The sequence below is a fragment of the Mycobacterium europaeum genome, assembly GCF_034555895.2.
GTDB classification, from domain to species: domain Bacteria; phylum Actinomycetota; class Actinomycetes; order Mycobacteriales; family Mycobacteriaceae; genus Mycobacterium; species Mycobacterium europaeum.
The window spans coordinates 3,668,420-3,694,990 of record NZ_CP157315.1 but is presented as its reverse complement, the minus strand read 5'-3'; the positions used below and the strand labels follow the sequence as shown (position 1 = coordinate 3,694,990).

General features: G+C 68.1%; 24 protein-coding genes and 1 pseudogene. 11 read left to right on the top strand and 14 right to left on the bottom strand.

The annotated features are described in order from the left end of the window. Positions 1 to 14: 14 nt before the first annotated feature. Positions 15 to 1,244 (top strand): NADP-dependent isocitrate dehydrogenase, encoded by a 1,230-nt coding sequence (locus U8D42_RS16865; RefSeq protein ID WP_085241748.1) that lies wholly within the window; start codon positions 15 to 17, stop codon positions 1,242 to 1,244. Here the strand turns inward: U8D42_RS16865 and U8D42_RS16860 are convergent. After that, positions 1,237 to 2,034 (bottom strand): alpha/beta fold hydrolase, encoded by a 798-nt coding sequence (locus U8D42_RS16860; RefSeq protein ID WP_169716531.1) that lies wholly within the window; start codon positions 2,032 to 2,034, stop codon positions 1,237 to 1,239. The genes U8D42_RS16865 and U8D42_RS16860 overlap by 8 nt on opposite strands. Positions 2,035 to 2,275: 241 nt before the next feature. On the opposite strand from U8D42_RS16860, the gene trpS reads away from it, so the two are divergent. After that, positions 2,276 to 3,295, top strand: coding sequence for a tryptophan--tRNA ligase (gene trpS, locus U8D42_RS16855; RefSeq protein ID WP_322859597.1), 1,020 nt, complete (start codon positions 2,276 to 2,278; stop codon positions 3,293 to 3,295). Positions 3,296 to 3,302: 7 nt separating this feature from the next. After that, a complete protein-coding gene (gene yhjD / locus U8D42_RS16850; protein ID WP_322859598.1) occupies positions 3,303 to 4,331 on the top strand; it encodes an inner membrane protein YhjD in 1,029 nt (342 codons plus the stop codon). Here yhjD and nagA read toward each other — a convergent pair. Next, positions 4,328 to 5,461: an N-acetylglucosamine-6-phosphate deacetylase gene (gene nagA, locus U8D42_RS16845; protein WP_322859599.1), complete on the bottom strand. Its 1,134-nt coding sequence runs from the start codon at positions 5,459 to 5,461 to the stop codon at positions 4,328 to 4,330. The two genes, yhjD and nagA, sit on opposite strands and share 4 nt — an antisense overlap. Next, the gene (locus tag U8D42_RS16840) at positions 5,455 to 6,789 is read right to left on the bottom strand and encodes a sugar porter family MFS transporter (RefSeq protein WP_322859600.1); all 1,335 of its coding nucleotides are present in this window, start codon (positions 6,787 to 6,789) and stop codon (positions 5,455 to 5,457) included. The genes nagA and U8D42_RS16840 overlap by 7 nt, the downstream gene beginning before the upstream one ends. Before the next feature lie 119 nt (positions 6,790 to 6,908). Between U8D42_RS16840 and U8D42_RS16835 the strand changes: the two genes are divergently transcribed. Then, positions 6,909 to 8,222, top strand: a complete 1,314-nt coding sequence (locus U8D42_RS16835) for an MFS transporter (protein ID WP_322859601.1) — start codon at positions 6,909 to 6,911, stop codon at positions 8,220 to 8,222. A gap of 103 nt (positions 8,223 to 8,325) precedes the next feature. Beyond that, positions 8,326 to 9,594 (top strand): MFS transporter, encoded by a 1,269-nt coding sequence (locus U8D42_RS16830; RefSeq protein ID WP_322859602.1) that lies wholly within the window; start codon positions 8,326 to 8,328, stop codon positions 9,592 to 9,594. Between the two features lie 4 nt (positions 9,595 to 9,598). Here U8D42_RS16830 and U8D42_RS16825 read toward each other — a convergent pair whose 3' ends face one another. From U8D42_RS16825 to U8D42_RS16815, 3 genes are all read right to left on the bottom strand, one after another. Continuing rightward, on the bottom strand, positions 9,599 to 12,505 hold the full coding sequence (locus tag U8D42_RS16825) for an RND family transporter (RefSeq protein ID WP_322859603.1): 2,907 nt from the start codon (positions 12,503 to 12,505) through the stop codon (positions 9,599 to 9,601). Beyond that, positions 12,502 to 12,939: an MmpS family transport accessory protein gene (locus tag U8D42_RS16820; protein WP_085241739.1), complete on the bottom strand. Its 438-nt coding sequence runs from the start codon at positions 12,937 to 12,939 to the stop codon at positions 12,502 to 12,504. The genes U8D42_RS16825 and U8D42_RS16820 overlap by 4 nt, the downstream gene beginning before the upstream one ends. A gap of 174 nt (positions 12,940 to 13,113) precedes the next feature. Further along, positions 13,114 to 14,367 carry a D-alanyl-D-alanine carboxypeptidase family protein gene (locus U8D42_RS16815; RefSeq protein ID WP_085241738.1) on the bottom strand — a complete coding sequence of 418 codons (1,254 nt, stop codon included), beginning with the start codon at positions 14,365 to 14,367 and terminating at the stop codon, positions 13,114 to 13,116. A gap of 227 nt (positions 14,368 to 14,594) precedes the next feature. Between U8D42_RS16815 and U8D42_RS16810 the strand changes: the two genes are divergently transcribed. Beyond that, on the top strand, positions 14,595 to 14,819 hold the full coding sequence (locus U8D42_RS16810; protein ID WP_322860131.1) for a hypothetical protein: 225 nt from the start codon (positions 14,595 to 14,597) through the stop codon (positions 14,817 to 14,819). Here U8D42_RS16810 and U8D42_RS16805 read toward each other — a convergent pair. After that, positions 14,816 to 16,150, bottom strand: coding sequence for an aspartate aminotransferase family protein (locus U8D42_RS16805; protein WP_208859433.1), 1,335 nt, complete (start codon positions 16,148 to 16,150; stop codon positions 14,816 to 14,818). The genes U8D42_RS16810 and U8D42_RS16805 overlap by 4 nt on opposite strands. A gap of 35 nt (positions 16,151 to 16,185) precedes the next feature. Between U8D42_RS16805 and U8D42_RS16800 the strand changes: the two genes are divergently transcribed. Further along, entirely contained in the window at positions 16,186 to 17,121 is a 936-nt protein-coding gene (locus tag U8D42_RS16800; protein WP_322859604.1) for a sigma-70 family RNA polymerase sigma factor, read from the top strand. On the opposite strand, the pseudogene U8D42_RS16795 reads toward U8D42_RS16800, so the two are convergent. From U8D42_RS16795 to sdhC, 5 genes and pseudogenes are all read right to left on the bottom strand, one after another. Next, a pseudogene (locus tag U8D42_RS16795) lies at positions 17,060 to 17,683 on the bottom strand (carboxymuconolactone decarboxylase family protein); the annotation flags it as partial. The gene U8D42_RS16800 and the pseudogene U8D42_RS16795 sit on opposite strands and share 62 nt — an antisense overlap. Before the next feature lie 112 nt (positions 17,684 to 17,795). Continuing rightward, positions 17,796 to 18,614, bottom strand: a complete 819-nt coding sequence (locus U8D42_RS16790) for a succinate dehydrogenase iron-sulfur subunit (protein ID WP_322859605.1) — start codon at positions 18,612 to 18,614, stop codon at positions 17,796 to 17,798. Beyond that, the gene (gene sdhA / locus U8D42_RS16785) at positions 18,614 to 20,386 is read right to left on the bottom strand and encodes a succinate dehydrogenase flavoprotein subunit (protein ID WP_322859606.1); all 1,773 of its coding nucleotides are present in this window, start codon (positions 20,384 to 20,386) and stop codon (positions 18,614 to 18,616) included. The genes U8D42_RS16790 and sdhA overlap by 1 nt, the downstream gene beginning before the upstream one ends. A gap of 4 nt (positions 20,387 to 20,390) precedes the next feature. Continuing rightward, a complete protein-coding gene (locus U8D42_RS16780) occupies positions 20,391 to 20,861 on the bottom strand; it encodes a succinate dehydrogenase hydrophobic membrane anchor subunit (RefSeq protein WP_085241731.1) in 471 nt (156 codons plus the stop codon). Continuing rightward, on the bottom strand, positions 20,858 to 21,196 hold the full coding sequence (gene sdhC, locus U8D42_RS16775) for a succinate dehydrogenase, cytochrome b556 subunit (RefSeq protein WP_322860132.1): 339 nt from the start codon (positions 21,194 to 21,196) through the stop codon (positions 20,858 to 20,860). The genes U8D42_RS16780 and sdhC overlap by 4 nt, the downstream gene beginning before the upstream one ends. Positions 21,197 to 21,450: 254 nt before the next feature. Here sdhC and U8D42_RS16770 point away from each other — a divergent pair, with 254 nt between their 5' ends. Genes U8D42_RS16770 through U8D42_RS16760 form a run of 3 tightly spaced genes read left to right on the top strand, consistent with a single transcriptional unit; the run spans position 21,451 to position 24,220 of the window. Next, positions 21,451 to 21,849 (top strand): cytidine deaminase, encoded by a 399-nt coding sequence (locus tag U8D42_RS16770; RefSeq protein ID WP_085241729.1) that lies wholly within the window; start codon positions 21,451 to 21,453, stop codon positions 21,847 to 21,849. Next, entirely contained in the window at positions 21,846 to 23,132 is a 1,287-nt protein-coding gene (locus U8D42_RS16765) for a thymidine phosphorylase (RefSeq protein ID WP_322859607.1), read from the top strand. Before U8D42_RS16770 ends, U8D42_RS16765 begins: the two co-directional genes overlap by 4 nt. Beyond that, positions 23,129 to 24,220, top strand: a complete 1,092-nt coding sequence (locus U8D42_RS16760; RefSeq protein ID WP_085241727.1) for an adenosine deaminase — start codon at positions 23,129 to 23,131, stop codon at positions 24,218 to 24,220. The genes U8D42_RS16765 and U8D42_RS16760 overlap by 4 nt, the downstream gene beginning before the upstream one ends. Before the next feature lie 42 nt (positions 24,221 to 24,262). Here U8D42_RS16760 and U8D42_RS16755 read toward each other — a convergent pair whose 3' ends face one another. Then, entirely contained in the window at positions 24,263 to 24,547 is a 285-nt protein-coding gene (locus U8D42_RS16755; protein WP_085241726.1) for a GlsB/YeaQ/YmgE family stress response membrane protein, read from the bottom strand. A 93-nt stretch (positions 24,548 to 24,640) separates the two neighbouring features. After that, positions 24,641 to 25,312, bottom strand: a complete 672-nt coding sequence (locus tag U8D42_RS16750) for a GntR family transcriptional regulator (RefSeq protein ID WP_085241725.1) — start codon at positions 25,310 to 25,312, stop codon at positions 24,641 to 24,643. A gap of 192 nt (positions 25,313 to 25,504) precedes the next feature. On the opposite strand from U8D42_RS16750, the gene U8D42_RS16745 reads away from it, so the two are divergent. Next, positions 25,505 to 26,533 (top strand): cupin, encoded by a 1,029-nt coding sequence (locus U8D42_RS16745; protein ID WP_085241724.1) that lies wholly within the window; start codon positions 25,505 to 25,507, stop codon positions 26,531 to 26,533. Positions 26,534 to 26,571 lie beyond the last annotated feature (38 nt).

Below are 26,571 nucleotides of genomic sequence, written 5' to 3'. Positions count from 1 at the left end.
AAGTCGAACTCGAGATGGCAGCCGAACGCAAGATCAAGGTCAAAGGGCCCATCGTCGAGCTCGACGGTGACGAGATGACCCGGGTCATCTGGAAGTTCATCAAGGACCTGCTGATCCTGCCGCATCTGGACATCAACCTCGACTACTACGACCTCGGCATCGAGAACCGCGACCGCACCAACGACCAGGTGACCATCGACGCCGCGTACGCCATCAAGAAGCACGGGGTGGGCGTCAAGTGCGCCACCATCACCCCCGACGAGGCGCGGGTCTCCGAATTCAACCTCAAGAAGATGTGGCTTTCGCCCAACGGCACGATCCGGAACATCCTGGGCGGCACCATCTTCCGCGAGCCGATCGTGATCTCCAACGTGCCGCGCCTGGTGCCGGGCTGGACCAAGCCGATCGTCATCGGCCGGCACGCGTTCGGCGACCAGTACCGGGCGACGAACTTCAAGGTCGACAAGCCGGGCACCGTCTCGATTACGTTCACGCCCGCGGACGGCAGCGAGCCGATGGTGCACGAGGTGGTGTCCATTCCCGACGACGGCGGCGTCGTGATGGGGATGTACAACTTCAAGGAATCCGTCCGCGACTTCGCGCGCGCCTCGCTGGCCTACGGCCTCAACGCCAAGTGGCCGGTGTACCTGTCCACCAAGAACACCATCCTCAAGGCCTACGACGGCATGTTCAAAGACGAGTTCCAGCGCATCTACGACGAGGAGTTCAAGGACAAGTTCGAGGCCGAGGGGCTGACCTACGAGCACCGGCTGATCGACGACATGGTGGCGGCCTGCCTGAAGTGGGAGGGCGGCTACGTGTGGGCCTGCAAGAACTACGACGGCGACGTCCAGTCCGACCTCGTCGCGCAGGGCTACGGCTCGCTGGGACTGATGACGTCGGTGCTGATGACGGCCGACGGCAAGACCGTCGAGGCCGAGGCCGCGCACGGCACCGTCACCCGGCACTTCCGCCAGTACCAGGCCGGCAAGCCGACCTCGACCAACCCGATCGCCTCGATCTTCGCCTGGACGCGGGGCCTGCAGCACCGGGGGAAGCTCGACGACACCCCCGACGTGGTCGAGTTCGCGCAGACGCTGGAGGACGTGGTCGTCGAGACTGTCGAGAGCGGCAAGATGACGAAGGACCTGGCCATCCTCATCGGCCCCGACCAGGAATGGCAGCAGAGCGAGGAGTTTCTCAACTCGATCGCCGAGAACCTGGAAAAGAAGCTGGCTAACTAGCCGAGGGGTTGGCGCCCCGGCGCGCGTGGGTGCACTCGTCGAGGAACTCGGTGACGAGTTCGGCGACGCGCTCCGGCGCCTCGAACATCGGGATGTGCCCCACGCCGTCGAGCTTGGTGACCTGGTGGTCGTCGGGCAGGTGCGTGGTGAAATGCCGGCTGAACCGGGGTGCGGGCACGATCCGGTCCTTCTCGCAGATCACCAGGTGTGCGGGGACGGCGTTGTCGGCCAGCTCCCGCAGGCCGTGCAGCAGCAGCGACTTGACCAGCAGCTGGAAGTAGGCCGGGCAGTGCGCGACGTCGTCGATGCAGCCGAGCAGTTGCTCGTCGGTGACCCCGTCCGGCGTCGCGCTGATCGCGTAGGTGGCCAGCCGGTGGCTGAACGGCAGGCGCATCACCTTCGGGCCGAACAGCCAGGCCAGCATCAGCAGCGGGATGCCCAGGATGAACTTGGCGATCACCTCGAACTTGGCCGGGCTCCAACGCGTCCACCCGCCGGCCGGGGCGATGCCCATCACGCTGCGCGCCCGTCCGCGCCGCTCGAGTTCGAACGCGACCCAGCCGCCCAGCGAGTTGCCCACGATGTGCGCGGTGTCCCAGCCCAGCTCGTCGAGTTGGTGCTCCACGTGGTCGGCCAGCACCCCTGAGGACAGGAACCAGGTGCCCGCGGGCGGCCCGCCGTTGTGGCCGGCCATCGTCGGGGCGAAGACCTCGTACCGCCCGGTGTCGGCCAACCGCCGGGCGACGTCCTCCCATACCGCCTGCGACAGCAGGAACGGGTGCAGCAACAGCACCGGCTCTCCCGAGCCGAGGTGGATCGGTGGCCGCGTCCCCGTGTTGCTGTTGGTCCTCTTGCTCCCCATACCGCCGACATTAAAGGCGGTACCGCCGGTACCGCAAGCGAGGTGCGGCGCGGGCGCGCGGCCGGCCGCTCGCGAGTGTGCAGCTGGCCGCGCACTCGGCGGCGACTGTGCAGCTGGCCGCACACTCGGCGGGTTACCGGAAAGAACCGCGTGAAAAGATCGGTGCATCATGAGCACCGCTACCGGATCCCGCCGGATTTTCTCCGGCGTGCAGCCCACCTCCGACTCGCTCCACCTGGGGAACGCGTTGGGTGCCATCACCCAGTGGGTCGCGCTGCAGGACGATCACGACCCCTTCTTCTGCGTGGTCGACCTGCACGCCATCACCATCCCGCAGGACCCCGAGGCGCTGCGCCGCCGGACCCTGGTCACGGCCGCCCAATACCTGGCGCTGGGCGTCGACCCCGCCCGCAGCACGATCTTCGTGCAGAGCCACGTGCCCGCGCACTCCCAACTCGCCTGGGTGCTGGGCTGCTTCACCGGCTTCGGGCAGGCCTCGCGGATGACGCAGTTCAAGGACAAGTCCGCCCGCCAGGGCGGCGACTCGACCACCGTGGGCCTGTTCACCTATCCGGTGCTGCAGGCCGCCGACGTCCTGGCCTACGACGCCGAGCTGGTGCCGGTGGGCGAGGACCAGCGCCAGCACCTCGAGCTCGCGCGCGACGTGGCGCAGCGGTTCAACAGCCGGTTCCCCGACACGTTCGTGGTTCCCGACCTGCTCATCCCGAAGGTCACCGCCAAGATCTACGACCTGCAGGACCCCACGTCGAAGATGAGCAAATCCGCGGCCACCGACGCCGGGTTGATCAACCTGCTCGACGAGCCCGCCGCGTCGGCCAAGAAGATCCGCTCGGCGGTCACCGACAGCGAACGCGAAATCCGTTTCGACGCCGACGCCAAGCCGGGTGTGTCGAATCTGCTGACCATCCAGTCGGCGGTCACCGGCGTCGGCATCGACAAGCTCGTCGAAGGCTACGCCGGACGGGGTTACGGCGACCTGAAGAAGGAAACCGCCGAGGCGGTCGTCGCGTTCGTCGGCCCGATCAAGGCCCGCGTCGACGAATTGCTGGCCGACCCGGCCGAATTGGAGTCGGTGCTCGCGGCCGGAGCGCAGCGGGCCGAGGATGTCGCCGGCAAAACCGTTCGGCGGGTCTACGATCGCCTAGGGTTCCTTCCGCAGCGAGGATGAATTCACCATGAGCGAGCCGGCGAAGGCGGGCGTCCTCGATCGGCTGCGGGCCCGGTACGGCTGGCTCGACCACGCCATCCGCGCCTACCGGCGTTTCGACGATCGCAACGGCGGCTTCTTCGCGGCCGGGCTCACCTATTACACGATCTTTGCGCTATTCCCCTTGCTGATGGTCGGTTTCGCGGTCTTCGGGTTCATCCTGGTCCGGCGGCCGGAGCTGCTGAGAACGATCGACGACCACATCCGGTCCCAGGTGACCGGCGCCCTGGGGGATCAGCTGCTGGACCTGATGAACTCGGCGATCGACGCGCGGGCGTCGGTGGGCGTCATCGGCCTGGCCACGGCAGTGTGGGCCGGCCTGGGCTGGATATCGCATCTGCGCCAGGCGTTGACCCAGATGTGGTGGGACGACTCCATCGAGTCGCCGGGCTTCGTGCACAACAAGATCTCCGATCTGTTGGCCATGCTGGGGACGTTCGCGGTGACCGTGGCCACCATCGGCCTGACCACCCTAAGCCATCAGGCGCCGATGTCCGCACTGCTGAAATGGCTTGGCATACCGCAGCTTCTGGTGCTCGACTGGCTCTTCGCCGTGCTGTCGATCGTCGTCTCGACGGCGGTGTCGTGGTTGCTGTTCGCCTGGATGATCGCCCGGCTGCCACGCGAGAAGGTCAGCGTGGCCGACTCGGCCCGGGGCGCGCTGATGGCGGCGGTCGGATTCGAAGCGTTCAAACAGGTGGGCTCGATCTATCTGCGGGTGGTGCTGCGCAGCCCCGCGGGCGCCACCTTCGGCCCGGTACTGGGCCTGATGGTGTTCGCTTACATCACCGCGTATCTCGTGCTCTTCTGCACGGCGTGGGCGGCGACGGCATCCGGTCACCCGCGGGCCCGCCACGTCGCCCCGCCCGCGCCGGTGATCATCGCCCCGCGCGTGCAAGCGGACGAGGGCATCAGCACGCGCCAGACGCTGACCGCGATGGCGATGGGAGCCGTTGGGGCGCTGGCGCTTTCCCGTGTCACCCGGTGGCTGCGCTAGCCGCCCAGCCGCCAACGGCCGGCCGTCATCACCGCGGCCACCCGCAGATCCCCATCCAGCACAACGAGGTTGGCCTCATAGCCGGCGCGCAGGCTGCCCACCCGCTCGAGGCCGAGCACCCGCGCCGGCGTCGCCGAGGTGGTCTGCGCCGCGACGGCCAGCCCCGCACCGGCGTGCACGGTGCGAAAGATCTGGTCCATGGTGGCGGTGCTGCCCGCGATCGTCGACGTCCCGCGCACCCGTGCCACACCGGACACGACGTCGACGGTCACCGCGCCGAGGCGAAACGTGCCGTCGCCGCGGCCCGCCGCGGCGGTGGCGTCGGTGATCACCGCGACCCGGTGGGGCCCGGCGGCCCCGATCACCGCGTGCACGACGGCCGGGTGCACGTGCACGCCGTCGGCGATCAGTTCCACGGTGACCCCCGGATGCCGCAGCAGGGCGAGCGCCGGCCCCGGGTCGCGATGGTGCAGCGGCGGCATCGCGTTGAACAGGTGGGTGCCGACCGTGGCGCCCAGCGCGATGGCCCGCTCGGTCTGCTCGTAGCCGGCGTCCGTATGTCCCACGGCCACAACGACTCCGGCGTCGACGAGCTGCCGGATCGCCGCCTCGGCCCCGGGCAGCTCGGGGGCCAGCGTGACCATCCGGATCGCGCCGGCGCCGGCGTCGAGTACGGCGTCGATCTCGGCCGGGTCCGGGTCGCGCAACTGGGCGGGGTCGTGCGCCCCGCAGCGGGCCCGGCTCAGCCACGGCCCCTCCAGGTGGATGCCGGCGACGGTGCCGTGCCGGGTGGCTTCGGCGAGCGCGCGCACCCCGGAGAGCAACTCCGCCGGCGAGGCGGTCACCAGGCTGGCGAGCGTGGTCGTGGTGCCGTGCCGCAGGTGGAAATCCGCCGCCCCGGCAATGCCCCCGCTGTCGGTGGGACCGTCGGTGTAGGACGCCCCGCCGCCGCCGTGCACGTGCATGTCGACGAAGCCGGGCACCACGGTGTGATCACCGAAGTCCGCGTCGGCCGCGCGGGGCGGGGCGCCCGCGCCACAGGCCAGGATCCGCTCGCCGTCGGTCTCCAGCCAGCCCGGCCGGGCGACCTGCCCGTCGAGCACCATGGCGCCCGCGGCGATGACTACCATCGGCCGCCGTTCTCCCAGAAGTGCCGGATCTCCTCCAGCTGGCGGCCCTTGGTTTCCGGCGCATACCGGTAGACGACGCCGAACGCGATCACCGCGAGAAACGCGAACACCGCGAAAGTCCCCGCGCCGCCGAGGGAATGCAGCATGGTGAGAAACACGGCGGCGATGATCGCGTTGGCCACCAGGTTCGAGGTGAGCATGGTGCTCGACCCGATGGACCGCAGCCGGGACGGGAAGCTCTCGCTGGCGTACACCCAGCCCAGCGAGCCGAACCCCATGGTGTAGCCGACGATGAACAGCAGTATGCCGGCGAAGCCGAGGAATGCGCCCCCGACGCCGCTGCCGAACACGGCCATCAGCACGACGTCGGCGGCGATCATCATCGCGATGCCGGACAGCAGGATCGGGCGCCGTCCCAGCCGGTCGACGAGCAGGAGCGACGCGCCCACGGCCGCCAGCCCGGCGACCTGGACCAGGGCGGGCAGCGCCAGCAACGCGAAATTGCCGGTGAAGCCCATGGCCGCGAAAATCCTTGGGCTGTAGTAGATGATCGCGTTGATGCCGGTGATCTGGATCAGAAAGCCGAGCGTGACCACGAAGGCGGTGGCCCGCGAATACGGCGGGCGCAGCATCTCCGACCAGCCGCCCCGGCCTTCGCCGAGCGCGCGGCCGATCTCGGCGAGCTCCTCGTCGACCCGGGCGGTGGGCTCCACCCGCAGCAGCGCCCGCCGGGCGTCGTCGAGCCGGCCCTTGAACACGTACCACCGCGCCGTATCCGGCGCCCGAAGCAGCAACGGCAGCAACAGCATTGCCGGCACGGTGGCCAGCCCCAGCATCCACCGCCAGCTGTGGGTGCCGGCCAGCAGATATCCGGTCAGGTAGCCCACGATGAGTCCGCTGACGATGGCCAGCTGGTAGGCGGTCAACAGCGAGCCGCGCACCGCCGTCGGGGCCGACTCCGCCACGTACACCGGGACCACCACCACCGCCACGCCGAGGGTCAGGCCCAGCAGGAACCGGGCCGTCAACAGCATCGGCAACGAGACCGAGAGCGCGCCCAGCAGGGCGAACGCGGCGTAGGCGACCAGGAGCAGCACCACCGACCTCTTGCGCCCGATCGCGTTGGCCAGCACGCCCGCACCGAGCGCCCCGGCGATCTGGCCGAGCACCACCATCGTCGTCAGCAGTTCCTGTTGCCGCGTGGACAGGCCGAAGTCCTCGGTGGCGTAGAGCTGCGCGCCGGCGATGATGGACAGGTCGTAGCCGTAGATGATGCCGATGCTCGCAGCGGTCAGCCCGACCAGCAGGCCCCGGCGGGCGTCAGTCATCTGGGTGAGTCTAGTGTCGCGCCCCGGCGCCGTGTCCCCCGATCGGAGGACACGCAATTCCCCCCACTCCGCCCGATCGGGGGATACTTCCGGCTGCTCAGCGCCCATAAATTCCCTTCATGACCCTCACGCTGGTGCCCACCGCCTCGGCACAGACCAACGTCTTCGGGCGACTGCTCTCCCAGGGCTCGCTCTACACGGCGGGGATGCAACTGAGCAATTGCGCCGTGGTGTTGCCGATCATCTGCGCGCACCAGGGCATCAGCTGGGCGGCCGGGTTGATCTTCCCGGCGTACGGCATGGGCGCGATCGCGGGGAACTCGATGGCGCCGGCGGTCCTGCAGCGCTCAGGCCGCATGCGCCACCTGCTGATGGCGGTGATCGGGGCAACCGCGGCCGCCCTGGTCTTGCTCGACGCGCTGATTCCCTGGACGGGCACGTTGACCGCCGCCGTGTTCCTGTTGACCTGCGTGGGCGCCGGAATCGTCGTCGGGGTTTCCTGCGTCGCCTACCCCGACCTGGTCTCCAACAAGCTATCGGCAGCGCGGCGCGGCGAACTGCTGCTGGCCCAAGGGGCCATCGGGTCAGTGCTGGCCACCGTCGTCACGCTGCTGGTAGTGCCGATGCTGGCCCACGGCGACCAGATGGCGTTCCGCCGCGACCTGCTCTGGCTGGGCGCCGCGGGACTGGCCGCGTCCGGCATCGCGGCGCTGTTCGTCGGGCCGATGCAGGGCACGTCGATCACCGCGCGCATGTCGGTGCGAGACACCTACCGGCAGGGGTTAGCGGTCGCCCGGACCCAGCCGTGGTTCCGTCGCTATGTGATCACGTACCTGCTGTTCGCTCCGGTCAACCTCGGCACCTTCTTCTACACCCTGCGCGCAGCCCACCACCGCGGCAGCTTGCACGTGCTGATCATCCTTTCCAGCATCGGCCTGGTTCTCGGTTCGACGCTGTGGCGCAAGGTGTACCGCGTGTTCGGGGTGCGCGGCATGCTCCTGGGCAGCGGCCTGCTCAGCGTCGCCGCCGTCGTGCTGTGCACCCTGGCCGAGTCCAGCGGCCAGTGGTCAAACACGTGGGCGTACGGCACGGCGTTCTTCCTGGCGACAGTGGCCGGCCAGGCCATCTTCGCCTCGGCGATCTCGTGGATCAGCGTGGTCGCCGCCGAACAGCACCGCGGGACGCTGATAGGTTTCGCCTCGGCGCTGTTCAATGTTGCGTCCGCGGTGTTGGGGGCCGCCCTCGGCGCACTCGCGCAGATGCGCGGCACGGTCTGGCCCGACGTCATCCTGCTGACGCTGACCGTCGCCGCCGCCGTCGCGGCGCTCGGCGCACCTGCGCCGGAGGCGCGGCGCGCAATCCGTCGTCGTCTTGCACGTTCGGACCGGTCCGTCTCAGCGATGTCGCCATCGTCCTGCCTGCAGGCCGCCTAGGGCCGGGCTTCGGGCCCCCGGGATCCGGCGGTTGGCACCTTCGCCGAACGTATCCGATCGAAACACGGTTCTTCCAGCTCAGCGGCCGGTACCGTCACCAGCCATGCGCACATCGTTGGCGCACGGCGTCTCGGCACAGACGAACCCGTTCTGGCGCCTTCTTTCGCAGGGCACCATTCACACCGCCGCGATGCAGCTGAGCAACGGTGCGGTGGTGTTGCCGTTCATCGCCGCGCACCACGGTCTCACCTGGGCTGCCGCGATGCTGTTCCCCGCGTACAGCATTGGCTCGATCGCAGGACACTCGATGTCGCCGGCGGCCCTGCAGCGCGCCGGCGAAATGCAGCACCTGCTGCTGGCGCTGTCGGCGGCGATCTCGGCCGCACTGATCGTGTGTGATGCGGTGGTGCCCTGGACCGGCGTTTTCGCCGCGTTGGTGTTCGTGCTGGTGTCCGCGGGCGGCGGCGTCGTCGTCGCGGTCTCTCGGGTCGCCTACCTCGACCTGATTTCCAGCCGGCTATCCGCGGCACGGCGGGGCGAGCTGCTGCTGGTCAAGGGTGCCATCGGGTCGGTGATGGCCACCGTGGTCGCGCTGCTTCTCGTGCCTGTGCTGGAACACGGCAGCAAGCTGGCGTATCACCGTGACCTGCTGTGGCTCGGCGCTGCCGGACTGGCCGCCTCCGGGGTCGCGGCGCTGTTCATCGGCCCGGTGCGCTCCATTTCGGTCCGCACGCGAATGTCTATGCGAGACACCTACCGGCAGGGTTTCGCGGTTGCCCGGTCGGAGCCATGGTTTCGCCGGTACGTGATCACATCGCTGTTGTTCGCGCCGGTCAGCATGGGCACCACGTTTTATGCGTTGCGCACCGCCCATCAGGGTGGCGGTCTGCACGTGCTGGTGATTGTGTCCAGCATCGGATTCGTTCTGGGTTCGCCGCTGTGGGGGAAGGTGTACGGCTTGTTCGGAGTGCGCGGCATGCTGGTGGGCAGCGCCCTGCTCAGCGCCTTCGCCGCCGCACTGTGCATCGCGGCCGAGTCGTGCGACCTGTGGTCTCACGTATGGGCGTACGGCACGGTGTTCTTGCTGGCGACGATAGCCACCGCGGCAGTTGTGGCCGCCGGGATCTCGTGGATCAGCGTCGTCGCCGCCGAAGAACACCGCGGGACACTGATCGGATTCTCCTCGACACTCGTTGCCGTTGCGTCCACGGTGCTGGGCGGCGTGCTCGGCGGAATTGCCCAGAAGCACACCATGATCTGGCCGGTTGTCATCGTGCTGATTCTGTCCGTCGCCGCCGCCCTCGCGTCATTGGGCGCGCCCCGGGGACACCGCGAGCGGTCGTTGTCGCCGGCGCGGGGGCGTACTCGGTGACGCCTCAAGGGTGTCGATCGAGCGCTGGCGACTTCTCCGCGGGCGTCAGCAGCAGGGCACGCACCAACCGGCGGGGCCCGGAGGGCCTGAGCATTTGACTGGCCGGGCGCGGGCGCACCCGCTGCGGCCACCAGAACCAGCGTCCGAGCAACGCGGCAATGGACGGCGTCATGAACGAGCGCACGATCATGGTGTCGAAAAGCAGTCCCAGGGCGATGGTGGTGCCGATCTGGCCGATGATCCGCAAGTCGCTGAACACGAACAGAGACATCGTCACGGCGAACACCATGCCGGCAGCCGTCACCACGCCTCCCGTGCCGGCCATCGCGCGGATGATTCCCGTATTCAAACCGGCGCCTATTTCCTCTTTGAGTCGAGAGATCAGCAGTAGGTTGTAATCCGATCCCACCGCCAAGAGCAGGATCACCGACATTGCCAGCACCAGCCAATACAAATCGATGCCGAGAATGTCTTGCCACAGGAGCACGGACAGGCCGAAGGAGGAGCCCAGGGAAAGCAGCACCGTCCCGACGATGACCGCGGCGGCGATCAGGCTTCGGGTGACAATCATCATGATGATGAGAATGAGACTGATGGCCGCCACTCCGACAATGAGCAGATCGTAAAAGGCGCCCTCCTCGATATCCCGATACGTCGAAGCGATACCGCCCATGGAGATCGCAGCGCCCTGCAGTGGAGTCCCCTTTATGGCCTCCCTCGCCGCCTGCTGGATCGGCTCGACGCGCGAGATGCCCTGCGGCGTCGACGGGTCACCGTCCAGGGCAATGATGAAGCGGGCCGCTCTGCCATCGGGGGACAAGAACATTTTCAGACCGCGCTGGAAATCCGGGTTGTCGAACGCCGACTGCGGCAGATAGAACGAATCGTCGACTTGAGCGGCGTCAAAGACCCGGCCCATCGCGCCGGGATCCTTGCTGTTCATGTCCTGTTCTTTGTAGAAGGACACGAGCGTGCCGTGCCAGACGACCAGCATGTCGCGCATGATGGTCATCGTCGAGATCATCGGCAGCATTTGTGCGCGCATCTCCGGCAGGAGCCGGGTGAGGACATCCAAATCCTTGACCAGACCCTCTAATTTCGCGCTCAGCTGATCGACATTGTCGAAGGTGTCGAATACCGACCTTATCGCCCAGCAGGCCGGAATGTCGAAGCAATGTTTTTCCCAATAGAAATAGCTGCCGATGGGTCGAAGGAAATCCGATAAATCCGCAAGGTGATCCCTTATGGTGTCCGTGGTATTCGACATGTCATGCGTGAGGTGGTCCATGTCGACGGTATTGTCGACGATTTGACCCATCAGGTCATACATGTGCTTCATCGTTGCGATGGACACATCCATGGCCTGGACCTGCACGAGCATGTCGTCCAAGCGGTCTTTCATGAATCCCATGTTTTCGGCGTTCGAGACGCCTTGCATGCTGATGATAAATGGAATCGAAGTGTGCTTGATGGACGTTCCCAGCGGGCGGGTGATCGCTTTTACCTGTGCGATTCCAGGCGTGTGAAAAATGGCTTTGGCGATCTTGTCCAGGACCAGCATGTCAACCGGCGTGCGCATGTCGTGATCGGTCTCGATCAACAGCACATCGGGGTTCAGCAACGCCTGCGAGAAGTGACGGCCCGCGGCCGTATCGCCGACGACCGCCGGCATGCCGGCCGGCACGAATTTGCGTAGATCGTAAGTCGTCCTATAACTCGGCAACGCCAGCAGTCCGATGGACGCCACCGCGCACGTCGCCGCGAGCACCGGGCCGGGCCAGCGGACGATTGCGGTCCCCACCCGGCGCCACCGCCGGGTGGCCATCCTCCGCCTGGGCTCGAAGAACTTGAAGAAGCTGCCGACGGTCAGCACCGCCGGTCCAAGGGTGAGCGCGGCGAGGACCGCGACCACCATGCCGACCGCGCAGGGCGGGCCGAGCGACTTGAAGTACGGCAGTCGGGCAAAGCTGAGGCAGTACATGGCGGCGGCAATGGTCAATCCGGAGCCCAGAATCACGTGGGCGGTCCCGTGAAACATTGCGAAGAACGCGCTTTCCCGGTCCCTACCCGCGTAGCGGGCCTCGTGGTAACGGCCCAGCATGAAGATCGCGTAGTCGGTGCTGGCGGCGATGGCCAACAGCGTGAGCAAATTGACCGCGAACGTCGAAAGGCCGAAGACGTTGTGGTCGGCCAGAAAACTGACGACTCCCCGGATTGCCCCCAGCTCGATGCCGACCGTGACGAGGACAAGGAGCATGGTGACGACCGAGCGGTAGATGAAGAGCAACATCACCGCGATCACGGCCCCGGTGATCAGCGTGACCCTTGCGATGCTTTTGTCGCCGGCCTCGGATTGGTCGGCGATCAGCGCCGTCGAGCCGGTCACATATGCCTTGAGCCCGCGCGGTTTCGGCGTGGTGTCCACGATATGCCGCACGGCGTACACCGAGTTGTACGCCGCCGTTTCGCTTTTGCCGGCGAGGTAGACCACGGCGTACGCGGCCCTGTCGTCGGGGCTTTGCGATCCCCCCGCGGTCAGCGGATCGCTCCAGAAGTCCTGAATGTGCGCGACGTGGTTGGTATCAGCCGAAAGTCGTTGCAACAGTTCCTTATAGAACCGGTGAGCGTCATCGCCGAGTGGTTTGTCGTTTTCCAGCACTATCGTGGCCGCGTTGTCGGAGCCGGTCTCCCCGAACACCTTGCCGATGCGTCTCAGCGCTTGAATCGAGGCGCCGCCCGCGGGACTCATCGAAACCGAGTGCGCTTTGCCGACCACTTCCAACTGCGGGATCGCGACGTTGAGAACGGCGGTGATCCCGATCCATAACAGGACGATCGGCACCGCAAACCGGCGGATCATTTGTGGCAAGAACGGTGGGCCAGAGGCCGGTGTGGCGGCGGTTTCGCTCATCCGGCGTTCACTTGGCAGAACGTCAGGGCTTTCGGTCCCGTCTCGGACCTCTCGTCCTTGGTTGCGTCGTTCACCCTGATGCGGCAGCCGATCTCGCTGCCGTTGCTTTGCGCCAGCAGGTTGACGGTGACCGACGTCAGGGTCGTCGTTACCGTCTCCGACCAGGGCAGCGGAATGTTTTCCAGGCGTTGCACGCGCGCGTCGGGATCCAAATAGGCGATCCGTGCGGTCGCCGCGGGGCCGAAGACCTCATAGGTCACCCGCTTCGGGTCGAACAAGGGATCATCGAGATCGGCCTTGACCCTGACAACGGGGTGTCCGTGAACGCCGAACATGCTGTGGAGACGATAAATACCGAGCCCCGCGACACTGCCGATGATGATGACGGCCAGCAGCAACCACATTCGCTTCGCGACCCTGGTAACCGAAGTCATCTTTTACCCTCGTGCTTTGCCCCCGTGTCGCAATGTTGTCGCTCGATCTCCCAATCTTCGGCGTGCGTAGCAGTCTCATGCCTCGTGCGTTGGCGACGTAGACGCTACCGCCGACGGACAAATGCATCCTGGGTTTCAGTCAATCGTTATGCGGGCGCGGCACCGCGCCGTGGTTCAGTGCTGCGGTCGGCGGTTCATCGAGCGCGCGACCATGATCAAACTGAACACCACGATGGCCCCGATGACGGCGACGCCCACCCTGATCGGCAGCGCGTCCGCCGCCGGGAGCAGGCCCGCGGCCTGGGCGCCGTTGGCCTGCCGGTCGGCGGCGCTGTCGCGTTTGGCGGGCGCCAGCGACGGGTCGGGTTCGATCAGGTTGCCGACCTGGGTGCCCTGCGGCGTGCTGAATCCGTAGTCCAGCAGGTGCGCCGCCTGCTCCCAGGGGGCGATCGGCTGCCGGGTCCCGTGCAGCAGCACCGCCATCAGGCGCCGGCCGTTGTGGTTGGCCGCGCCGACGAACGTCTGGCCGGCGTCGTCGGTGTAACCGGTCTTGCCGCCCAGGGCGCCCGGATATTTGTAGAGCAGCTGGTTGTCGTTCTCCAGCTCGTAGCCGGGGTGGTCGCCGTGGCCGGGGAAGTCGAACGTCCGCGTGGCGACGATGTCGGCGAAGGTCGGGTTCTGCCAGGCGTACCGATAGAACAGGCCGATGTCGTAGGCCGACGTGCTCATGCCCGGCCCGTCCAGCCCGGACGGCGTCGCCACCCGGGTGTCCTTGCCGCCGAGCTTGGCGGCCAGCACGTTGATCTTCTCCACCGCCTGCTGCATCCCGCCGAGTTGCATGGCCAGCGCGTGCGCGGCGTCGTTGCCGGAGTGCATCAGCAGGCCGTGCAGCAGCTGGTTGACGGTGAACACCCCGCCCTCTTCGACGCCGACCTTGGTGCCCTCGGCGGCCGCGTCCTCGGCGGTGCCGGGCACCGACTTGTTCAGGTTGAGCGCGTTGATGGACGCCATCGCGACCAAGACCTTGATGATGCTGGCGGGGCGGTGGCGGCCGTGCGGGTCCTTGGCGGCGATCACCGCGCCGCTGTCCAGGTCGGCCACCAGCCATGCGTCGGCGGAGACGTCGGTGGGCAGCGGCGGTGTGTCGGGGGCGGTGACGATGCCGCATCCGCCCAGCGCCTCGCCGCCGACCGGCTTGGCGGGCACCGCCAGCGGGATCGGCGGGTCGCCGGCCTGGGGAACCTCCGACGAATCCACCGCGGGCGGCGTGTTCACCCTGAACGGGCAGTTCGCGGGCGCGGCGTTGGGCTCGGCGGCGCCGGGCTCGGCCCGTCCGACCGGCAGCGCCGCGGGGGCGGCCAGCGTCACCGGGGCGGCGACCAGGAAAACGGCCGCTGCCAGGCACGATGCGGGGCGTAGGAAGTTCATTGCTTGTGCAGACTAGGCGATCGCGGGACCGATTCGGGGGAGCCGCGCTGTGACTGGTGAGACGGAAGTTGCTAAGCCGCGGGACGGCGGGAATGCGGCCGGGCCACTACGCTGAGCATGCCGTCGCCGTGACGGCGCCGAATCTTCCCGCCCAACCGCGAGGGCCTGCCATTCCCGACAACCGGTTCCTGTCCCGCCTACGGCGGACCCGCGACGCTCCGCGATCGCTGCCACAGCTGCTCAAGGAGGTCGAGAAGGCGACGCAGGTGCGCCGCTCCGGCCTCGAGGGCGTGCTCGCCGAGTTGCGGCAGCATCGTGACGCCGCCTCCGACGCCGGCCTGCGCGAAGCGCTCACATGGCTGTGCAACTCGGTTTCGCGGATGGTCGCCAGCCCCACCGCCGCGCATTCCCGGGAGGTTTTGGTCGCGGCCGACGCGGTGAAGCGCGCCTAGAGCCGCCGGGACGCTTCCCCGAGCACGTCCCGCAAGACGGATTCGATGGTGTCGAACTCGTCCTGGCCGCTGATCAGCGGCGGCGCCACCTGCACGACGGGATCGCCGCGGTCGTCGGCGCGGCAGTACAGGCCCGCCTCGAAGAGTGCGGGTGAGACGTAGCCGTGCAACAGCCGCTCGCACTCGGCATCGCTGAACGTTTCCTTGGTCGCCTTGTCCTTGACCAGTTCTATGCCGTAGAAGTAGCCCTCGCCGCGGACGTCGCCGACGATGGGCAGGTCGTAGAGCCTCTCCAGCGTGGCGCGGAAGGCGGGCGCGTGTTGCCTGACCCGGTCGTTGAGGCCCTCGCGCTCGAAGATATCGAGGTTGGCCAGCCCCACGGCCGTCGAAACCGGGTGCCCGCCAAAGGTATAGCCGTGCGGGAAGACGGTGACGCCGTCGTTGAACGGCTCGAACAATCGCTCGCTGGCGATCATCGCGCCCAGCGGCGAATAGCCCGACGTCAGGCCCTTGGCGCAGGTGATGATGTCGGGCACGTAGCCGAAGTCGTCACAGGCGAACATCGACCCGATCCGGCCGAACGCGCAGATCACCTCGTCGGAGACCAGCAGCACGTCGTAGGAGTCGCAGATCTGGCGGACCCGTTCGAAATAGCCGGGGGGAGGCGGGATGGCGCCGCCCGCGTTCTGCACCGGTTCCAGGAACACCGCGGCGACGGTCGCCGGCCCCTCGAACTCGATCGCCTCGGCGATCCGGTCGGCGGCCCATTGCCCGAATGCCTTGGGGTCGTTGCCGAACGGGTCGGGTGCGCGGTAGAAGTTCGTGTTGGGCACCCGGAAGCCGCCCGGCGTCACCGGTTCGAAGGGCGCCTTGTAGGACGGCAGGCCGGTGATCGCCAGGGCGCCCTGCGTGGTGCCGTGGTAAGCGATCGAACGTGAAATCACCTTGTGCTTACCGGGTTTGCCGGTCAGCTTGAAGTACTGCTTGGCCAGCTTCCAGGCCGTCTCGACCGCCTCGGTGCCGCCGGTGGTGAAGAACACCCGGTTCAGGTCCCCCGGGGCGTACTGCGCGAGGCGCTCGGCGAGCTCGACCGCCGTCGGGTGCGCGTACCCCCACAGCGGGAAGTACGCGAGCGTGCCGGCCTGCCGCGCGGCGACCTCGGCGAGTTCCGCGCGGCCGTGGCCAACCTGCACCGTGAACAGCCCGGACAGCGCGTCGAGGTAGCTCCTGCCGCGGTCGTCGAAGATCCGCACGCCGTCGCCGCGGACGATGACGGGCGGCGTGATGCCGGCGCCGTGTCGGGCGAAGTGCAGCCACAGGTGATCTGTCATCTCGACCGTGAGCCTAGCCGCGCTAGGCTCGCGATATGACCGGGACCGAACAGGTCTCACAATTCGAAGCCCTGCGGCCGCACCTCATGGCGGTCGCCTACCGGCTCACCGGCACGGTGGCCGACGCCGAGGACATCGTGCAGGACGCCTGGCTGCGCTGGGACGGACAGGACGCCGACATCACCGACCTGCGGGCCTGGCTGACCACCGTGGTGAGCCGGCTGGCGCTGGACAAGTTGCGCTCGGCCGCGCACCGGCGCGAGACCTACACCGGCAACTGGTTGCCCGAGCCGGTGGTCACCCGCCTCGACGGCGCCGATCCGTTGTCGGCCGTGGTTTCCCGCGAGGACGCCCGGTTCGCGGCGATGGTGGTGCTGGAACGTCTGTCGCCGGATCAGCGGGTCGCGTTCGTCCTGCACGACGGGTTCGCGGTGCCCTTCGCCGAAGTGGCGGGCGTGCTGGGCACCAGTGCGGCCGGCGCCCGTCAGCTGGCCTCGCGGGCCCGCAAGGCGGTTGCGGCCCAACCGCCCCCCAAGCCCGACCCGTCGCACGACGAGGTGGTCGGCCGGCTGATGGCCGCCATGGCCGCCGGCGACCTGGACACGGTGGTCTCGCTGCTGCATCCCGACGTCACGTTCACCGGCGATTCGAATGGCAAGGCGCCCACGGCCGTTCAGGTCATCCACGGCCCGGACAAAGTGGTGCGGTTCATGCTGGGCCTGGCGCAGCGCTACGGACCGGCGATGTTCACCTCGTACCAGCTGGGGCTGGTCAACGGCGAACTCGGCATCTACACGGCCGGCTGTCCCGCCTCCGACGGCTATCGCGAGATGTTGCCGCGGATCACGGCGCTGACGGTGCGCGACGGAAAGGTCTGCGCCCTTTGGGATATCGCCAACCCGGACAAGTTCACCGGCTCTCCGCTGCGGCCTCGCCGGCCCACGGCACGCGGCAGGCGTCGCCGGAGCTGAAGCCCTGCTCGGTGATGCCCAGCGCCGTGTTCATCCGGGCCCGCATGTTCTCCACGCCGATCTGGTAGGTCAGCTCGATCACCCCGGCGTCACCGAAGCGCGCCCGCAGGTCGGCGACCTGCTCGTCGGTGACGGTGTGCGGATCGGTGGTCATCGCGTCGGCGTAGCGGATGGCGGCGCGCTCGTCGTCGGTGAACGCCGTTGAGGCGGCGTAGTTGTCGATCTCTTTCAGTCGCTCGACGTCGAGGCCGTCGAGGCGCTGCAGCATGGACCCGAAGTCCACACACCAGGAGCAGCCGATGCTGCGCGCGGTCCACAGCACCGCGAGCTCGCGCACGCCGACTGGCAGCCGCGTGGACGCGCGGTCGATCATCGTCTCGTGCACGGCGCTCGCCACCATCAGCTTGCGGTGGTGGGCGGCCACGGTGAAGGGTTCGGGAACCTGGCCGTAGCGCCGCTTGGCGATCCGGTACATGGCGCGGGTCAGCAGCCCGGCGCGCTCGGGGGGCAGGGGCTCGATGCGGGTTTTCTGTGTCATACCCCTGAAGACGAGACGGGGCGGCAAAGTGTGACGGGCTTCCCGGACGAATAGGCGAGTTTCGAACTCGATATCACCCGCGATATCAACTTCGCGGATCGTTTCATGGTGGCGACGGGGTTGACCCCGCGCCCGGTCAGCGCGTGAACATCAGCGCGCGCTTGACCTCCTGGATGGCCTTGGTGATCTGGATGCCGCGCGGGCAGCACTCGGTGCAGTTGAACGTGGTGCGGCACCGCCACACGCCGTCCACCTCGTTGAGGATGTCGAGGCGCTCGGCGGCGGCCTCGTCGCGGCTGTCGAAGATGAACCGGTGCGCGTTGACGATCGCCGCCGGGCCGTAATAGCTGCCCTCGTGCCAGAACACCGGGCAACTGGTGGTGCAGGCCGCGCACAGGATGCACTTGGTGGTGTCGTCGTAGCGGGCGCGGTCGGTGGGGCTCTGGATGCGTTCCCGCGTGGGCGGATTGCCGCTGGTGACCAGGTAGGGCTTCACCGCGCGGTAGGCGTCGAAGAACGGCTCCATGTTCACCACCAGGTCCTTCTCGACCGGCAGGCCACGGATCGGTTCCACCGTGATGGTGAGTTGCTTGCCCTTCTTCTGGGGCAGCAGGTCGCGCATCAGCACCTTGCAGGCCAGCCGGTTGACGCCGTTGATGCGCATGGCGTCCGAACCGCACACTCCGTGGGCGCACGAGCGCCGGAAGGTGAGCGTCCCGTCCAGGTAGCTCTTGATGTAGATCAGCAGGTTGAGCAGTCGGTCGCTGGGCAGGCAGGGCACCCGAAAGCTCTGCCAGCCGCCGGTTTCCGCGAAGGCGTCGGGCTGGTCGGGGTTGAAGCGGGCGATCTTGAGGGTCACCAGCACCGCGCCCTCGGGGACGGGCGGGTGGGGGTCCCTCCCGCTTGCGGGGGACGGCGGCTCGACGCGGGGTTCGACAGCTTCGCCTGCAGACATCAGTACTTCCGTTCCTTGGGCTCGTAGCGGGTCTGCACGACGGGCTTGAAGTCCAGCGCGATGTCGCTCAGCAGGTCGGGGCCCTGCTTGTCGGCCCCAATTTCCTTGTAGGCCATCGTGTGACGCATGTAGTTGACGTCGTCGCGGTTGGGGTAGTCCTCCCGGGCGTGCCCGCCGCGGGACTCCTTGCGGTTCAGCGCGCCCACCACCGTGACCTCGGCCAGCTCCAGCAGGAAGCCCAGCTCGATGGCCTCCAGCAGGTCGCTGTTGAAGCGTTTCCCCTTGTCGTGCACGGTGATTCGGGAGTACCGCTCCTTGAGCGCGTGGATGTCGGTCAGCGCCTGCTTGAGCGTCTCCTCCGTGCGGAACACCGCGGCGTTGTTGTCCATCGACTGCTGCAGCGCGCTGCGGATGTCGGCCACCCGCTCGTTGCCGTGCTCGCTCAAGATATCGCCCACCCAGCCGACGACCATCGCCTCCGGATTCGGTGGCATGGCGACGAAGTCGTGCCCGCGCGCGTAGTTGGCGGCGGCGATGCCGGCCCGGCGGCCGAAGACGTTGATGTCCAGCAGCGAGTTGGTGCCCAGCCGGTTGGCGCCGTGCACCGACACACACGCGCACTCGCCCGCCGCGTACAGGCCCGGCACCGTGGAGGTGTTGTCCCGCAACACCTGTCCGGTCACGGTGGTCGGGATGCCGCCCATCACGTAGTGACACGTCGGGTACACCGGGACGAGCTCGTGCACCGGGTCCACACCGAGGTAGGTGCGGGCGAACTCGGTGATGTCGGGCAGCTTGGCCTCCAGCACGTCCTCGCCCAGGTGGCGCACGTCGATGTAGACGTAGTCCTTGTGCGGGCCGGCGCCGCGGCCCTCCAGGACCTCGAGCACCATCGAGCGGGCGACGATGTCCCGGGGCGCCAGGTCGACGATGGTCGGGGCGTAGCGCTCCATGAAACGCTCGCCCTCGCCGTTGAGCAGCCGGCCACCCTCGCCGCGGACGGCCTCGGAGATCAGGATGCCCAGGCCGGCCAGGCCGGTCGGGTGGAACTGGTGAAACTCCATGTCCTCCAACGGAAGTCCCTTGCGAAAGACGATGCCGATGCCGTCGCCGGTGAGGGTGTGGGCGTTGGAGGTGGTCTTGTACATCCGGCCCGAACCGCCGGTGGCGATCACCACGGCCTTGGCGTGGAAGACGTGGATCTCGCCGGTGGCCAGCTCGTAGGCCACCACGCCGGTGGCCACCGGCCCGCTCGGCGTCTCGGTGAGCACCAGGTCCAGCGCGTAGAACTCGTTGAAGAACTGCACGTCGTGCTTGACGCAGTTCTGGTAGAGGGTCTGCAGGATCATGTGGCCGGTGCGGTCGGCGGCGTAGCACGCCCGGCGCACCGGGGCCTTGCCGTGTTCGCGGGTGTGCCCGCCGAACCGGCGCTGGTCGATGCGGCCCTCGGGGGTGCGGTTGAACGGCATCCCCATCTTCTCCAGGTCGAGCACCGCGTCGATGGCTTCCTTGCACATGATCTCCACCGCGTCCTGATCGGCGAGGTAGTCGCCGCCCTTGACGGTGTCGAACGTGTGCCATTCCCAGTTGTCGTCCTCGACGTTGGCCAGCGCCGCGCACATCCCGCCCTGGGCGGCGCCGGTGTGGCTGCGGGTCGGGTACAGCTTGGTCAACACCGCGGTCCGGACCCGCGGACCGGCCTCCACCGCCGCGCGCATGCCGGCACCGCCGGCGCCGACGATGACGACGTCGTATCGGTGGTGGGAGATCACCTGGTCAGCCTCCGATGTTCGGGTCGAATGTCACCAGCACGTAGGTGCCGAGCACCAACGTGAACCCCATCGACAACAGCAGCAGGCTGTTGAGCCAGAACCGGGTGCTGTCCTTGCGGCTGTAGTCGTCGATGATGGTGCGCAGCCCGTTGCCCCCGTGCAGCTGCGCCAGCCACAGCAACGCCAGATCCCAGAACTGCCAGAACGGCGAAGCCCAGCGCTGCGCCACGTAGTTGAAGTCGATGCGGTACACGCCGTCGTCCCACATCAGCATGATGAACAGGTGGCCGACGGCCAGGACGATGAGCGCGACGCCGGAGAACCGCATGAACAGCCACGCGAACTTCTCGAAGTTGGGGATGCCGGCCCGGCGCCGCGGCGAGCGCGGGTTGTCCAGGCTGGGCGGCCGGTCGTGGCTGCGCTGAAGCACCGGTGCCACCTGGCCCCGGCCGAGCTGCAGGTCGGGGGAGCTCATCGCAGGTGCTCGGCGATGTGGATCCCGGTCACCACGCCGGCCGGAACCATGAGCAGCAAAAAGACGACGCCGACGATCCAGAACATCAACCGCTGGTAGCGGGGGCCCTCGGACCAGAAGTCGATGAGGATGACGCGGACCCCGTTCAGCCCGTGGAATACCACCGCGGCCACCAGCCCGTACTCCATCAGGCCGACGACCGGGGTCTGGTAGTCGTGGATCACCGCGTTGTAGGTCTGCGGGCTGACCCGCAGCATCGCGGCGTCCAGCACGTGGACGAACAGGAAGAAGAAGATCGTCGCGCCGCTGATGCGATGCAACACCCACGACCACATGCCCGGGTCGCCCCGATACAGCGTCCGGGGCGGTCGCCGCTTACGCGCGGGCGCAGATTCTCTTGCCGGATCCGCGGTTGTCGCCTGTGTGGTCACCCAGTCCTCACCGCCTTCTGACATCGTTAGGGCAGTTCAGCCTAACCCGGCCGAAGGACGGCCCGTGCCGAACAGTCCGCGAGGCGAAGCGTCGTGCCAGAGTTAGGGTGGCAGTCGCACGAGCCCGTCGGTGAGCCGGGTTTTGAACGGGGTTGGGTATGCCTGATGTCGACTGGAACGCGCTGCGCCACAAGGCGATCGGTGCTGCGGCGGGGGCCTACGCGCCCTACTCCCGGTTCCCGGTGGGAGCGGCCGCACTGGTCGACGACGGGCGGGTGATCACCGGCTGCAATGTGGAGAACGTCTCATATGGCCTTGGTCTCTGTGCCGAATGCGGTGTGGTGTGCGCCCTACACACGACCGGCGGTGGCCGGCTGATCGCGCTGGCCTGTGTCGACGGGCGGGGATCGCCGCTGATGCCGTGCGGGCGCTGCCGCCAGTTGCTCCTCGAGCACGGCGGCCCCGAGCTGCTGATCGACCATCCGGACGGCCCGCGCCGCCTCGGCGACCTGCTGCCCGACGCGTTCACCGCCGACCTGCCGCGGGAACCCCGTTGACCGACTTGGGCTTCGACGCGCCGACGGTGATCCGCACCAAGCGTGACGGCGGCCGGCTGTCCGACGCCGCCATCGAGTGGGTCGTCGACGCCTACACCCACGGCCGGGTCGCCGAGGAACAGATGTCGGCGCTGCTGATGGCGATCTTCCTGCGCGGCATGGACCGCGGCGAGACCGCCAGCTGGACGGCGGCGATGCTGGCGTCCGGGGACCGGCTCGACTTCAGCGATCTGGGCACGCCCACCGTGGACAAGCACTCCACGGGGGGAGTGGGGGACAAGATCACCCTGCCGCTGGTGGCCGTCGTCGCCGCCTGCGGCGCCGCGGTGCCGCAGGCGTCGGGGCGCGGGCTCGGGCACACCGGCGGCACGCTGGACAAGCTGGAGTCCATCGCCGGGTTTTCCGCCACGCTGTCCAACCGGCGGGTGCGCGACCAACTTCGCGACGTCGGCGCGGCCATCTTCGCCGCCGGGGAGTTGGCGCCGGCCGACGCCAAGCTGTACGCGCTGCGCGACGTCACCGCCACCGTCGAGTCGTTACCGCTGATCGCCAGCTCGGTGATGAGCAAGAAGCTGGCCGAGGGGGCGGGCGCGCTGGTGCTCGATGTGAAGGTCGGCTCCGGGGCGCTGCTGCGCTCACCGCAGCGGTGTCGCGAGCTGGCCCACACCATGGTGGAGCTGGGCGTCGCGCACGGGGTGCCCACCCACGCGCTGCTGACCGACATGAACGGCCCGCTCGGCGCGACGGTCGGCAACGCCCTCGAGGTCGCCGAGTCGCTGGAGGTGCTGGCCGGCGGCGGGCCGCCTGACGTGGTGGCGCTGACGCTGCGGCTGGCGTCCGAGATGCTCGAGCTGGCCGGGGTCGACGCCCGCGACCCCGCCGACACGCTGTGCGACGGCACCGCGATGGACCGATTCCGCCGGCTGATCGCCGCCCAGGGCGGCGATTTGTCGGTTCCGTTGCCGATCGGTGCGCATTCCGAGACCGTGACCGCGGCCCGGGGCGGCACAATGGGCGATATCGACGCGATGGCAGTGGGGCTGGCGGCATGGCGGCTCGGCGCGGGCAGGTCCCGTCCGGGCGAAGGGGTGCAGGCCGGCGCCGGCATCCGGATCCACCGCCGCCCCGGCGAGCCGGTCTCGGCCGGTGCGCCGCTGTTCACCCTGTACACCGACACCCCGGAGCGCTTCGGCGCCGCACTGGCCGAGCTGGACGGCGGCTACAGCGTGGGCGACACACCGCCGGCCTCGCGGCCGCTGATCATCGATCGGATCGTCACGTGACCACGCCACTGGGCCTCGAGCAGATCGCCAAGGCGCCCAAGGCGCTGTTGCACGACCACCTGGACGGGGGGCTGCGCCCGTCGACCGTGGTGGAGATCGCCGAACAGACCGGTTACGACGGGCTGCCCACCAGCGACGTCGACGAGCTGGCCACCTGGTTTCGCACCCAGTCGCACAGCGGCTCGCTGGAGCGCTACCTGGAGCCGTTCTCGCACACCGTGGCGGTGATGCAGACGGCCGACGCGCTGCACCGGGTCGCCTACGAGTGCGTCGAGGACCTGGCCGCCGACTCCGTCGTCTACGCCGAGGTCCGGTTCGCGCCCGAGTTGCACATCGACCGTGGGCTGTCCTTCGACGCGATCGTCGACGCCGTGCTGGCCGGTTTCGCCGACGGTGAGAAGGCCTGCGCCGCCGCGGGCCGGCCGATCGTGGTGCGGCTGCTGGTCACCGCCATGCGCCACGCCGCGGTGTCCCGGGAGATCGCCGCGCTGGCGATTCGGTTCCGGGACAAAGGAGTTGTGGGTTTTGACATCGCCGGCGCGGAGGCGGGCAACCCGCCGACGCGGCACCTGGACGCCTTCGAGTACATGCGAGACCACAACGCGCGCTTCACCATTCACGCGGGTGAGGCGTTCGGGCTGCCCTCCATCCACGAGGCGATCGCGTTCTGCGGTGCCGACCGCCTGGGCCATGGGGTGCGCATCGTCGACGACATCGACGTCCTCGCCGACGGAGAGGTCAGGTTGGGCAGGCTGGCGTCCATCTTGCGGGACAAGCGAATTCCGTTGGAGCTGTGTCCCAGCTCCAACGTGCAAACCGGTGCGGTGAAAAGCATCGCGGACCATCCGTTCGACCTGCTGGCCCGAACGCGGTTCCGGGTCACCGTCAACACGGACAACAGGCTGATGAGCGATACCTCGATGAGCCGCGAAATGCACCGGCTGGTGCAGGCTTTCGGCTACGGGTGGAGCGACCTGGAGCGGTTCACCATCAACGCGATGAAGTCGGCGTTCCTGCCGTTCGACGAGCGGCTGGCCATTATCGACGACGTCATCAAGCCGCGCTACGCGGTGCTGATCGCAGGCTGACGCCGCTCACCCGAAAAGCAGGCGAGCGGCGCAGCTTTCGGCTCAGCGGGTGAGCCGCGTGCCGGTGCGGCGACCCGTCAGCGCCTCGTAGAGGGCGATGAGGACGACAGCTGCGGCGACTCCGATGAAAAACGGAATCCACGCGATGCCACCGTTGGCATTGTGATATCCGAACTGGCTGGCCACCGCCGAGCCGATCAAGCCGCCTACGGCGCCGATCACGACGGTCATGATCATGCCGACGTTCTGCTTGCCCGGCATCACCAGACGGGCGACGACACCGATTATCGCGCCCACGATGATGGCGAGGATGATGGATCCGACCATTTCAGCTCCTGTCATAGCGGCTCCCGGGGTGGGCGCCATCTTCGACAGGGATTTCCCCTAAGAGACCGACTTCTAACACAATTCGCGCGGACGTCAGATCGCGTCGGCGGCGAGTCCGATGGCGCGCACCGTGCTGAGCAAGTGGGTTTGCACCGCCTCCAGCGCCCGCGGGCCGTCGCCGTCACGCAGCGCCTCGGCGATGGCGCGGTGTTCCGCCAGGATCGTCGTGACCCGGTCGGGGTCGCGCAGCGACGACTCGCCGATCATCCGCATCTGCCGATCGCGTAGCGAGGCATAGAAACCCGACAAGATGGCGTTCCCCGACTCGGCCAGCGTGATGGCGTGGAAGGCGCGGTCGGCATCGAGGAACTCGGGCCAATCGGTGCGGTCGACGGCGGTCCGCTGCCGCTCCAGCTCGCCCGACAACCGCTCGAAAACGGCGGCGCATGCGGCAGCTCCGCGGCGCACCACCTTGGTCGCGGCGAACTGCTCCAGCACCAGGCGCGCCTCCATCACCGACCGGACCTCGTCGGGCGACACGGGGACGACCAGGGCGCCGCGCTGGGGGTACAGCCGCAGCAGTCCCTCGGCCTCCAGTCGCAGGAACGCCTCCCGCACCGGTGTGCGCGACATCCCCAGCGCCGTGGCGACGTCGCCCTCGCTGATCAACTCCCCGCCGGGGAACGCGCCGGTGAGCACCCGCGTCTTGACGTAATCCAGCGCGCGGTCCTTTGCTGTGCCCGCCCGGGGCTCACCCGTTGCCACCGCAGCCCTTCCTGTAGCTCAGTCGTATCCCAGCAGTGTGGTGACGGTACCCGTGCCGCGGCCTCGGCCGGCGGATATCGGGACATCTTCCGTGGTGGCATTGACAACCGGGCCAACTGAGATACAAGATAGATACGAGAAAGACATGAGATGCACTCAGGAAGCGCTCGAGCAGTGCGAAGGAGACGCGAAATGCCCGGCACGGAACAAGCCCTGACCCCGAACCTCGATCCGACGATTCCCGCCCCGATGATCAACGTGGCCGAGTACGGGTTCGAAGGCCGCTTCCAGGACTGGGCCGAGGACGCGGAGTACTTCGAGTACTCCAAAGCCGCCAACCCCATCGGCTCGGGACATGTCCCGCAGGTGCCGATTACCCGCTTCGATCCGGATGTCTACACCGGCCAGCCGACCGGCGTGATCCCGCTCGACCTGTCCAAGGAGCTGCGCATCGAGACCGGTGCGGCGACGAGCCCCGCGCTGCTGGCCAACTTCCTGCGCATCCGTCCGGGCGAACAGATCGACACCAGCCCCAACGCCACCTCGCAGCTGTACTACGTGCTCTACGGCCGGGGCTTCGCCGCGGTCGACGGCCACCTCGTCGAGTGGGAGAAGGGTGACTTCCTGACCCTGCCCGCGGGCACCCACTCGGTGTTCTACGCGGCCGCCGACACGGCCATGTACTGGGTGCACGACGAGCCGCTCATGCGCTACCTGGGTGCCGACGCCACCCGGCCGCGGTTCCGTGCGACCAAGTTCCGCCGAACGGATGCCGTCGCCAAGTTGGAGGAGATCGCCTCCCGGCCGGGCGCCAACGAGAAAAGCCGGGTCAGCGTGCTGCTGGCCAACGCCAACCAGGAACAGACCCTGACCATCACCCACGTGTTGTGGGCCATGTTCGGCGTGCTGCCCCCCAACCAGGTGCAGCGCCCGCACCGGCACCAGTCGGTCGCCCTCGACCTGATCCTCGACGCGCCGGCCGACGGCTGCTACACGCTGCTGGGCACCCGGCTCGACGAGCGCGGCGACATCGTCGATCCGACCCGGGTGGACTGGCGGGCCGGCTGCGCCTTCACCACCCCGCCGGGCATGTGGCACGCCCACTACAACGAGACCGACCACCCCGCGCACCTAATCCCCATCCAGGACGCCGGGCTGCAGACCCACCTGCGCAGCCTCGACATCAAGTTCACGCAGCGCCGCGACCTCGTCGCCGGCTGATCCGGCGGGCCGTGCGCCTTCCACACCGGGCGCATAGT